This is a genomic window from Brevibacillus sp. NPDC058079, from assembly GCF_042885155.1.
GTDB lineage: Bacteria > Bacillota > Bacilli > Brevibacillales > Brevibacillaceae > Brevibacillus.
In genome coordinates, this window is sequence record NZ_JBHVSO010000004.1 from 373,562 (window position 1) to 385,589 (window position 12,028).

Consider the following 12,028-nt stretch of genomic DNA (forward strand, 5'->3'; position numbering starts at 1 on the left):
GGCTACCGTTGTCTCTTTTATCAGGATCTGTCTCCTACCTGCTCCCCACGACAAATCTGCGCTATGGCTCCCGGCTGGTCAAAGTTTAACACGTGTAGCAGTAATTGGTGGTCTCTGGCCAAAATCATTGCGGCCTGATCCATGACACGCAAATCCCTTCTGACTACCTTTCAAACCTAGTCAAACATCCCTGTAACGATTGTAAACAAAAAAGCCGTAGGGAGGGGAAATTGGATTCAGTAATGAATGAAAAAAGGCCGTCTCTGGAATAGAAACAACCCTTCTATCTTTACATTTCACCCTTGAATTTCACTCTTCACTGATTTCTTCTACTCAAACTCTGTTGAAATGTCACCTAATTCTAGATCAATTGGTTCTGGTAGAGTTGGTTCTGGATTCTCAGGAATGGACCCTCCATTAGATGGGGTGCCTGTTGAAAACGCGGAAAAATATTTATAGCTTTCATTCCCTGATGTATCCTTAACTGCTCCTTGGACTACCGCTAAGTAGTACTCTGCATTATTTTTTAAAGGTGCATTCGGTTGGATCGTTACAGTATCATTATTGACGATAAAAGTTGCAGGAACCTCCGCAGCATTTTCATCCATTAATAGGAATTCGTTTGTTCCACTTTTCACTTTGCGATCATACTGAATTGTAATCACCGCATTTACATCCACTTTTGTTTCCTCTTCATACGGCTTTACATCGATTACTATAGGCGCTTCGTTGTTGCTGGTCACAAACTGAGATAAATACTTATCGATCGATTTAGTAGAATCAGTGGTACTTACAATTGCTCCTTTGTCGATCTCGATCGCATATTTCGTATTTGATTCCAAAGTCTTGTCAGGACGAATATAGATTGTGTTATTTTTAATCTCCAATTTTCCGCTGACTGGTGATTTTCCTTCAACCTTATAGAGAGATACTACCGTTGACGGATCATTGTCAAAAGCAATTGGCATCGAGAATGTTAGCGCAGGTTGAATGTTTGTAGGAACATCTGTCTGCGCAATAATAGGATTAGAAACTGTTACGAACACATCCCCAGGTTTTGGATAACTGATTAGGTTGTCGGAAATATACGTGCTATCGAGTTGGTATTCACTTTTAAATTGCGCGTCAATTCCCTCTAGCTGCTCATCATCAAGGAACTGCTTCGGTACACCAAGCTCTTCTTGTTCCGATTTAGCTGATACGTTGTTGCTGTTTAGCGTTAGACTGAACATGAGTGTTACTGCGAGTAAGGCTTGAAATATACTCTTCATACTTCTCCTCCTAAATGGTTTGTTTGTTCATAAAAATCGTATTTTATTTTTTAGGCGTAACATACAGTTTTTTACACGAAATAAAAACATGGTTATTTTGGACTAGGATCTCTTTCATCCATCGTGACCTTCCTAAATTAGAAAACTCGGAGCAAGCTCTGGGCCTCCGTCTCCACTCCAAAAGCGGTACGTCGACAAAAAAAAGAACGAAAGCAACAACCGCCTTCGTTCTTTCATATGCTTATGCAAAAAAATTCGGAAAGTCAAAGTCATCCCGTTTGCCCGCCAAAATATTTCGTAATAAAAGATCAGCGGTCTCGGAGGCAAACTGGTGATCCTCGCTCGTGATAACGCCTTTTTTCAATGCCTCATCGAGCTCATCCTGATCGAGCAGGTATACTTCTCCTGTCGGCAGTACCACGATGTCGAGGTACAAATCGTCATACCAGATATGCCCGTTCTCATCCTTGCCATGTCCCCTGCAAATATCGATATACCATTGCACGGTATTCCCTAACTCATCCATCATTTTCGTAACGGCATAAGCTTGACCATGGGGAAAATATTGCATGTACACATATCCTTTATCGCCCACACACAGAGTTTTGTCCCCGACAGGCATGTAGGCAGGCTCACTGACTTCGTCCAGTGACAGGCGGACAGTGTACCCAGAGAAAGATAAAGATTCTACCCATTTTTGCTGGTAGCCCAATCGCTTTACACGTCTCCAACCAGGTCGATCTGCTCGTTTTCGCTTCATAGCCTGCTCTCCCTCGTCGTTTTGGTTGCTTTTACTCTACCATGAATTGGATTTCTTTGTCAGATAGCAAACAAAGACATGCTCACGAAGAACATGCCTAAACGGATTAACCTGCCATTTATGTTTGGGAGGAGTCGTCTTTTGTTGCCAATCGACTGTGTCTGCGCCCATATAGGAAATAGACGGTCGCTCCGACCGACAGCCAACCGAGAAAACCGAACTTGGTCAGCGTAGGCAGGTTGAAAACGAGATATCCGCAAAAGAGAACCGAGAGCAAGGGAACAAGCGGAACAAATGGGACGCGAAAAGCCCGCGGTAATTGGGGATGAGTGCGGCGCAATACTACTAGCCCAATCGAGACCAAAATAAAAGCAAACAGCGTTCCGATGTTGGTGAGCTGGGCCAAGCTAGAGAGGGGCAATAATCCACCGAAGGTTGCTACCAATGCTGCCACGACGAGCGTGCTCTTTTGTGGAACCTGTGTGCGGGGATGTACGTGCGAGAAGAGCCCGGGGAGCAAGCCATCTCGACTCATTGCAAAAAACAACCGTGCCTGTCCATACATCATGACTAACAAAACTGTCGTGATCCCGACGATAGCTCCCAACGAAATGAAACCTGCTACCCAGTTCTGATTGACATAGGTGAGCGCAAACGCGACCGGATTTTTGACATTTAACAATTTGTACGGAACAATCCCTGTCAATGTCAGTGAGACTGCAATATACAAAATCGTGCAGACGAGTAAGGACGAGATGATCCCGATTGGCATGTCGCGCTGGGGATTGCGCACTTCTTCGGCCGCACTGGACACCGCATCAAATCCGATAAAAGCAAAAAACACCGTTGCGGCACCAGTCGCCACACCCGCAAAACCAAACGGCATGAATGGACTCCAGTTTTCCGGTTTGACATACATGACTCCAACGACGAGGAACAGGACAACTACCGCTATTTTTATCAACACCATGATGGTATTCAAGCTGGCTGACTCTCTCGTTCCCTTCATCAACAAAGCTGTAATGATGACAATGATGAGGACCGCAGGTAGATCGATGATCGTTCCTTTTGATGCATCAAACGCACTCGTGAGCGCATGCGGCAAGTAGATGTTAAACCCGGCTAACAATCCCTGAGCATACCCCGACCATCCGCTTGCCACCGCAGCACAAGCCACTCCGTATTCGAGAATCAAGTCCCACCCGATCATCCACGCAACAAATTCGCCAAATGCCGCATAGCTGTATGTATAAGCACTTCCCGACACCGGAACAGTCGAAGCAAATTCCGCATAGCAGAGCGCGGCAAACACACAGGCCAGTGCCGAAATAACAAAAGACAAAACAAGTGCCGGTCCAGCGTGCAAGGCTGCGGCAACGCCCGTTAACACAAAAATCCCTGTTCCCATGATCGCGCCGATGCCCAGCATCGTCAGGTCAAAAGCACCTAAAGACTTTTTGAGAGAGCTCTCGTTTTTATCCACCTGCTCCAGCATTTGCGCAATTGACTTTTTCCTCAGCAATTGATTTTTCCATGACATCATGTGCGACCTCCCAAGCGGGTCATTCACTTCTAACCGTGATTGAAAACAGTTGGAGTATGATCCGTTTGGAGGAAAATTATGCATGTGTGCAGCTTGGATCGGATTTTGTCAGGGCTACCTGCGTGTTAATCCGCGCCCAATGACATTGGCAGAAACAGGAGTAATCCCGAGCTCTCTTGCCCAAACAGACAACTGCCCCATGTGATGAATCTCGTGAGCGATGACATGGCGAAGCAGCTCCCCCTTCGTGTACACTTCATCATCCCAGGCGACCTTTACTGATTCGTTCTCCATCTCCGCTGACCAATTCTCGATGAAATCACGCAATTCTATGCGCCATGCATCTGATAGTTCTTTTACCTTTTCCAGAGACTTGTAATCTTCATACGATACCTGAATATCCGGCTTCCCCTGTACACCTCGAAGCCAGCTATACTCGACGTCAGCAATGTGAAACAAGGTATACAAAATCGTGCCAGCCCCACCGGTACGCTCGCGCAGCAATTCTTCCGGTGTAAGCTGCTTACACCATTCCATCCACTCGTCCCGTACCTGCCAGTTATACTGGAAAAACATCTTCATTGCGTTCACCCTTTGTTTGATGATTATGTAGATTAGGAAAATTTTAACTCATTATAGCACATACGTTCCCATTCCGTACAACCATTAGTGGTTGTCTTCTAAGCGTAGTGGTCGGGTGAAGCCCTGCCACATGTTTTCCAGTCGCCTGTATCCTCTCTTTGTTCGGGCAGTCTCCTTCCAAACATGTGACAGTACTTTCGTATGGCTTTGATCCTCTTCCGTCTTTTAGATCATCTTGGAGGGGCAATTCAGAGTTGCTTCCATGAATCTGCTCTTGAGCCTTTTAGCCAAAGCCGCGTAGGAAGAAGCGCATTTCCAGTCCAAGCGCCTCTAGAGCCCAACCGAGCGTAGGAAAAAATGGCAGGGAATTTCAGCTTCACTTATGGACTACCTCCTCGAAACTTCTACGTTTGAAGCGCTCCCGCCATTTATTCCGGAGCGGACAGTGAATCCCTCCTTGCGGGGCGTAGGCCGAAGCGAAGACTGGAAATGCGCTTCTTCCCCCACCACAGCAGCTCTAATAAACAAAAAGACCGCCAGAGCTATTAACCCTGACGGTCCAACATACTAATCTATGCTTTCATCCGAAAACGAAAGAGAGAATCCACCTGAGAGTAAATAAAGATAACTAGACACGTTCCCTTTTGGCTTGATGATCTGTTTGATCGCCCGGACGTATAGCCTGATCTGGCCTTCGTATCTTCTCTTCATCTCTTCGATGGCTACAGCAGTTGCCTCTTTTGCCATCCAATCTGTCTTGAAATCGATCAGGACGAGGCTTCCATCCTGCTCCTCCAACAGGCAATCAATGACTCCTTGGACGACAACCTGTTCGTCGCTCTCTTCACCTAACTCCGCTTCTACTTCATAAGCAGGAAGCACGAGGGTAAATGGCAGTTCACGATGCACGACCGCCGCCGTCTTCATTCGCTGCCCCAAAGGATCAGCGAAGAATCGGGCGATCTGGGGAACATCTACTGCCTGTACCTGCTCGTCAGTCAAAAAGCGGTGAGCGGCGAGTGCTGTCACCTGCTCCCGAATATCTGCTTCATCCAGCAGACGCTTCAAATCGAGATGCTGGAACACTAAGTGCGTGATTGTCCCTTTTTCAGCTGCTGTCAGTCGATTGGATTTTTGCTCAGACAAAAACTTTGGCTTTTCCGTAATCGACGGCAGTGTGAGTGGCTGTCCGTCTTTGCTAACTTTGGCATGTCGCTTTAGTTCGCTGACACTCCATTTCGCAGCTACGCGTGGCGCAATTGGATGTGGGTCCTGCCACCCTAATCTCTTGTCGATAATCTCTCGCAAAGTGTCATCAGACGGTCGTTCCTCGATCGCCTCTCGTCTGGTCATGCGCTCCCACAGTGACACCTCGTCGTTAATTGACTCTCCTTGGGCACGGAGCTCATCGGCCTGATAGAAGTGAAACGACCAAACCGAATCATCCGGCACACTTCTGACTCTTACGACTTCACCTGAGCCTTGTTGCTCTGGATATGCCCGCAGCAATCCTGCACCAGGATGTCGCAGCATCGCACGCCCTACCCAGTCCAGGTATCCCTTTGCCTGAATCAAGTCTTCGTCACTAAGCCGCTCGCTGTCATCCTGTCTGCCCCAGTCCATCGCACTTTTTGCGAGATCCTTGGATGAACCGACAAGAATGAGCTTCTCGCGTGCACGCGTCAAAGCCACATAAAGCACACGCATTTCCTCTGCCAGCATATCCCGGCGCAGCTTTTGCCGGATGCCTAGCGCAGCCAGACTCGGATAGCGCAGCTGCATGGAGGGCTCAACAGCCATCGGGCCAAAGCCCAGATCTTTATGCAGCAAAAACTGGCTTTTCAAATCCATCGTATTAAACTGCTTGCCCATACCCGCCACAAAAACAACCGGGAACTCCAGCCCCTTACTTTTGTGGATCGTCATGATGCGTACGACATCCTCATTTTCTCCGATGGTTCGTGCTTCGCCCATATCATTGCCTGCTTCTTGCAGACGGTCGACAAAGCGCAAAAAGCGGAACAAACCACGATAGGAGCCAGCTTCGTATTGTCTCGCACGATCATAGAGCGCACGCAAGTTGGCCTGTCGCTGCTGACCGTTTTCCAAAGCCGCCACATAATCGAGATAGCCCGTCTCCCGGTACAGCATCGTCAGCAGCTCCGCTAAAGCACCTCTGCGAGCCTCAGTCCGCCATAGTTCCAATCGGACAAAAAACTGTCGCAGCCTTTTCTCCCACGGCTCTTGGGCCGGGCGTTCCTCAGCATATTGGAGTACGGCTTGGTGAAACGGCCCTGTCGTGTAATGAATGCGGATTTGAGCAAGTTGCTCCTCCCGCAAACCGACGATAGGAGACCGCAATACAGCTGCTAATGGAATATCTTGGAGCGGGTTATCAATGACACGCAGCAAGGAGAGCATCGTTTCTACCTCAGTCGCCGCGAAATAACCCGCAGTCTGCTCCGCATACACAGGAATTCCTGCAGCGTGCAGCTCCTCTTGCATCGTCTGCCCCCAGCCGGAGGTCGCACGAAGTAAAATAACGATATCTCGATAGGCCAGCGGGCGCATTCCTCCAGCCTTTTTATCGAAAACGAGCAGTGGTTCTTCTCCCTCGCCTGGCTCCATCCAGCGGCGAATACGGCTGGCGATTAAACGTGATTCCAGCTGTGCTACACTCGCTTCCTCTGCGGACTCTCCCTCGGGAATACCTGCTTCGCCCTCATCTGTCGCCTCTGCAACTACCGCCTGACCTTCTTCCGCTATCGCTGTATTCCGGTCGATCAGATGCATCTCTGCCTGCAAACGGTTCGGCTGTGCTTCAGGATAAGACGCACGGTTGATCAGCTCCGCCGATGGATCATAACCAATCTCACCTACCTCGTGAGACATGATCTGACGAAACAAAAAGTTAACGGCATCTACGACTTCCCTTCTACTGCGGAAGTTCGCCGCCAGATCGATACGCCGACCGATGCACGCTTCGTCAGCATCACCATCTTTTTGATAGGTCACATATTTTTCGAGAAACAGCTTCGGTTCTGCCAAGCGGAACCGATAAATACTCTGCTTCACATCCCCCACCATGAAGCGATTCGGTGGCTGACCATTCGCTCCGTCTCGGGAAACCATTTGCAAGATTGTCTCCTGCACGAGGTTGATATCCTGATATTCGTCTACCAGCACTTCAGCGAACTGTTCACGCAATTGAGTGGAGATAGAAGAAGGAACAGTCTCCCCGTGCTCATTCGTTTCGGTTAGAACGCGCAATGCAAGATGCTCCAAGTCGCCAAAGTCGACCAAGCCACGCGAGCGCTTCTCCAATTGAAATGCATCCGAAAATGCTGTCACCAGCCTGGCCAATGTCTGCATGTGAGGAGCAATCCGCTGCAAATCAGCTACGTACTGCTCGGCTCTCGTAGAAAAGTATTGCTCGATTTGCTCTGCCAGTTCCTTTTTCACGCTGTTTCGCAGGTCCTGCACCTGCTCCTTCACAAGCGGATCTGTGCCTTTCACTGGAGGCAGCTTGGCAAATACAACACCTCGAACCGCTTCGACGGTCGCTTCCCAGCCATCTCTGCAAGCCGCTCCAGCACGGTGCAGGGCAGCTGCTTCCGCCTCAAGCAAAGGCAAATAGCCAGCAGGCCCTTCCGGGGAGCCTGCCAATAGAACTGACCTGCGCATCTTAGCCGTCATTCCACCGAGTGCCAGCTCCACAGAACGCAGCACGCTTCTGGTCCACTCCAGCCCGTCCAGACCGTTTTTATCATGAACCACAAACTTACCAGCCGCTTCCCCGAGCCATTGTTCTGGTGCTGGATGACTGCGCGAAAACTCATAGAGCCGGAGTAGTAGTATGGTAAGGGCATGATCGTCCTGACCATCCAGCATCACATCAGCTAATGCATGAAAATCCACGTCATTCTCATACCAGCTCTCCAGCTGTTCCTCCAAGACATCCTGCCGCAAAAGCTCCCCTTCCATCTGATCGGCAATGCGAAAATCAGGATCGAGTTCAATCAGATAGTAATACTGGCGCAAAATTCCCAAGCAAAACGAGTGAAGTGTCGTAATCGTCGCCCGCTGGAGCAGTGCCAGTTGTCGACGCAGGTGGGAAGAGTGCGGGTCATCTTTCAATGCCTTTCGCAAGGCATCGCCAATCCGGTGACGCATCTCAGCGGCTGCCGCATTGGTAAAGGTCACCACCAACAGCTGATCGACTCCAACCGGGTCCTTCTCGTCCATGATACGTCGGATAATCCGCTCAACCAGGACTGAGGTTTTCCCAGAGCCTGCCGCCGCTGCCACCAGGAGATTATTCCCGCGCTGGATAATCGCTTGCCATTGCTCGTCCGTCCATTGCTCAGGCTTGGCCTGCAATTGCTGATCCGCCATCGGTCATTCCTCCTTCTCCTGCCATCTGCTGCTCTGCCAGCATGCTCCATATTTGCTTGTTGTTCCACTTGGCAAGCTGTCGGTGCTCATTCCCGCCTGCATCTCCATCGAACTTGCATACTGGCTTGTACGAACAGTAATCGCAAGCGGTCATCGTCCCATTTGTGTACGGTTCGATCTGGATTTCCCCGTTGGTCATGCGCGTACTGATTTGCTTCACGGTATCGCGAACATAGGAGGTCAAGGCTTGGAACTGCTCGGTTGTTGCCACAGATGATCGCGACGAAAGCGTTCCGTCCTTTTTGATTTCAAATGGCACCAGCTCTGACGCACCTTGCTCTACATAGCCATCCATCATTCGTGCCAGCTCTGGGTCTGCGAGCATCAAGCCTTTCATACGCAAGCGCTTTGCCCGCTCCTTTGCCGCTTCGTCAGCCGTTAGCAAGCGTTTTGCCGTCACAAAAGGATCGGCTACCTGATAGTAGAAAACGCCTCCCATTTCGGCCTTTTTCCCCAGCCATTCCTCGGCATTTGCCACGACGACATCCAGATAGACGAGCAGTTGCAAGTTCAGGCCATTCCAAACATCGGAGAGAGACAGCTGCTTGGGACTGGACTTGTAGTCAATCACACGCAAATACGGGACCTCACTATCCAGTGATTGGTCAACGCGGTCAATCCGTCCGATTAGCTGAAGCTCCACGCCATTTTCAAGCGTTAAAGCCAATCCCGGCAAATCTGAATTCGGCCCAAACGAAACCTCCAGCCCTACTGGTGCAAAACGGCTGCGCTTCGCATGCTCCCCAAGGACATAAATCGCGCGGCCGACTGCTCGCTTCAGCTTGCCGGACAAATAACGATACCGGGCTGTCCGCGTCAAAATGCTGCTGCGAGTCGCTGGAACCAGTTCTTCTACAACCACGTTTGCAAGCTGCATGCTATTGTCTTCCGTCAGCTTGCTCCACTCCAGATTGTCTTCGTTCATTTTTTCAACGGCTCGCTTGAGTGAAGCGTGGAACAGCTCCCCCACATCGAAACGCTCCAGCTTGTACATCGTTCTCTCCGCCAATCTGAGACCGTGGGAAGAGAAATGCGAGAACGGACATGACTGGAACCGCTCCAGACGTGACACGCTCATTTTTAGTTGTTTGCCATACAAGGTCGTGCTTGTTTCCAAGTCCAGCTCCTGCGGCCGATTAAAGTAGCGCAAGCCGGACAACAGCCACTGCTCCCGTTTGACATCGGGAGAAGCGCGAATATACCAGTCGTATACCTCCCACCAGAAGTCTGGCAGCTCACCCGTTTTCTTCATAGATCGCAATAGCGTCAAAAGATGGCGGAACACACGCCTCGGATGTCCGAGCAGGAATGCATCTATCTCGTGCTGCCCCGTCGGTTCGTTGTAAAACACCTGATGCGGGATATCCGGCAGCACTTCCCGGATGCGGGTAAACACGGAGGAGGGCAGCAGTGCCTTGCCCTCTTCATCCGCTAAAGCACAGCTCAGGATCAGCCTCTCCGATGGTCTCGTCATCGCCTGGTACAGCAGGTAAGGCTCTGCCATCAGCCGTTGCTTCGCACTCGGTGCCAGAGACATGCCCATTTCAGCCAGGCGCTCACGTTCCGCCTCATCCAGAATCCCTTCTTCTTTTGGACGCAACGGAATAATGCCCTCGTTTACGCCAAGCAAAAACAGAGCTTTGACATCCGGTTGACGGGAGCGCTCCATGGCCCCGATCAGCACCTGATCCAGTGCCGGGGGAACGAGTCCCAATTCAATCGTCTCCAGACCGCTGTCGAGCACACGGGCAAATGTCGCCAGGTCCATGCTCTCGTCGCCCATGACCTCCACGACCTGATCCATCAGCTCGATCAATCCCGTCCATACTTGTCCGTGCACCTGTGCCGCATCGAGATCACCGTCATTTTCTGCCTTTCGCTGCCAATGCTCCAGCTTGTTAGGCACATCCAGCGCGATCAGAAGGTTGTACAGGGCAAGGGTCATTTCCTGTACGTTTTTGCCCGTTGCTTGCTTCATCTCTTTTTCAAAGGACAGGAGCGGCGCTGCGTATTTGCGTCTCAACTCATCGATTTTCGCGTCTTCCTCAGCACCAGCTTGCCCACGGAAATGCCACGCGGACTCTTCTGCCCATTGATAGCCAAAGACACCATGAGCCAGCACGTAGTTTTCGAGTCGGTCGATTTCCTTCCGGGCTGTATGCTCATCGGTAATATCCAGCAGGAGCAGGTCTGTTTTCAAGCAGCGGAATACAGCGTCGTATCGCCACCTTGTAACAATGACCTCCAATGCCGAGCGCACCAGCTCTACCAAGGGATGGTGCATGACGGAGCGCTTCTGGTCCAAGAAGTGCGGGATGCCGTATTCGGTAAACACAGCCGAAATCTCATCAGCGTACGTCCCAATTTCCCGAAGCAAAATCGCCATGTCCTTCCAGCGATACCCTTCTTCTCTCGACAGAGTCAGGAGCTTCAGCGCCACAGCCTCTACCTCCGCCCGCCTGTTCACTGCTGAGAGCATCGTCACTTCGTCCGCACGTCCGGGCTGATCCGGGAGCAGCGGGTCTCCCCATTGGAAATATACTTGTTCGACTTGACGCAGCCATGGACTGCTCTTGAATCGCTGCGCCTCGGTCAATAAAAGCGGCTTGGCGATTGATACACCCGATTCACGCGCCATCAGTGTCAAGGCTTGATACGTTCGTAGCGTAGGGTGGAACAACCCCAGTTCATCCACAGAGGCGTCACGTTCATTCGGGTCAAGTGTCAGCGCAATCGTCACCTGCTTGGCGTGCTGCATCAACTGCTCGATCAAGCGCAGCTCTTGATTCGTAAACCCGGTAAAGCCATCGATAAATATTTCAGCCTGCTTGATGTACAGGGAATCACGCACCATCGTGGCCACTCGGTTCAGGATGTCGTCCGCATCACAATACCCCTCTGACAAGTAAGCCTCGTACGCATTCATAATCAAGCGAAGGTCATGTATTTTTTGATTGAGATTGGCTCCTCCCCACTCCAGATTCTCGGAATGGGAGAAGGATACCCCGTACGATTTGCACTCGCTAATCAAGCGACCGAGCTGAGAAGCAAACCCAGGCTGTGTCGCCGAGCGCCCGAATACGTTCAGCTCTTCTTTGTGCCGCTCCAAAAGCATACGCAAAACCATATGCTTACCCAGATCGTCAACAGGCACGGTAGTCAGATCGCCCAGCTCCTGCATGAGCCTGTGAGCCAATCGACCGAAGCTGAGCACTTGTGTCCCCATCACACCGCCTAGCTCTGGCAGTGTAGCAAGCGCATACTCTTCCTGAAAGCTGGCCTGTTCCGGCACGAGCAGAATCATAGGCGAACCCAACGGCTTTTCCCGCAGCCGGGCTTGCATCTGCCGATGAATCGATTCTGTCTTCCCCGTTCCTGCCCGTCCCAGTATAAATTGGACTGCCATGATTTTTCCCC

General features: G+C 50.7%; 6 protein-coding genes and 1 pseudogene. All 7 read right to left on the reverse strand.

The window, feature by feature from the left end; genetic code table 11:
• Window positions 1-20 precede the first annotated feature (20 nt).
• Window positions 21-167 (reverse strand): annotated as a pseudogene (gene pyrH / locus ACFVS2_RS15020) (UMP kinase); the annotation flags it as partial.
• A gap of 162 nt (window positions 168-329) precedes the next feature.
• Window positions 330-1,271 carry an Ig-like domain-containing domain gene (locus tag ACFVS2_RS15025; protein ID WP_390235119.1) on the reverse strand — a complete coding sequence of 314 codons (942 nt, stop codon included), beginning with the start codon at window positions 1,269-1,271 and terminating at the stop codon, window positions 330-332.
• Between the two features lie 241 nt (window positions 1,272-1,512).
• On the reverse strand, window positions 1,513-2,031 hold the full coding sequence (locus ACFVS2_RS15030; RefSeq protein ID WP_390235122.1) for a ribonuclease FAU-1 family protein: 519 nt from the start codon (window positions 2,029-2,031) through the stop codon (window positions 1,513-1,515).
• A 118-nt stretch (window positions 2,032-2,149) separates the two neighbouring features.
• Window positions 2,150-3,571, reverse strand: a complete 1,422-nt coding sequence (bcaP, locus tag ACFVS2_RS15035; protein WP_390235486.1) for a branched-chain amino acid transporter BcaP — start codon at window positions 3,569-3,571, stop codon at window positions 2,150-2,152.
• A gap of 117 nt (window positions 3,572-3,688) precedes the next feature.
• Window positions 3,689-4,156: a DinB family protein gene (locus ACFVS2_RS15040; protein WP_390235125.1), complete on the reverse strand. Its 468-nt coding sequence runs from the start codon at window positions 4,154-4,156 to the stop codon at window positions 3,689-3,691.
• Between the two features lie 567 nt (window positions 4,157-4,723).
• Window positions 4,724-8,551, reverse strand: coding sequence for a helicase-exonuclease AddAB subunit AddA (addA, locus tag ACFVS2_RS15045; protein ID WP_390235127.1), 3,828 nt, complete (start codon window positions 8,549-8,551; stop codon window positions 4,724-4,726).
• The gene (gene addB, locus ACFVS2_RS15050; protein WP_390235130.1) at window positions 8,520-12,017 is read right to left on the reverse strand and encodes a helicase-exonuclease AddAB subunit AddB; all 3,498 of its coding nucleotides are present in this window, start codon (window positions 12,015-12,017) and stop codon (window positions 8,520-8,522) included. Before addB ends, addA begins: the two co-directional genes overlap by 32 nt.
• Window positions 12,018-12,028 lie beyond the last annotated feature (11 nt).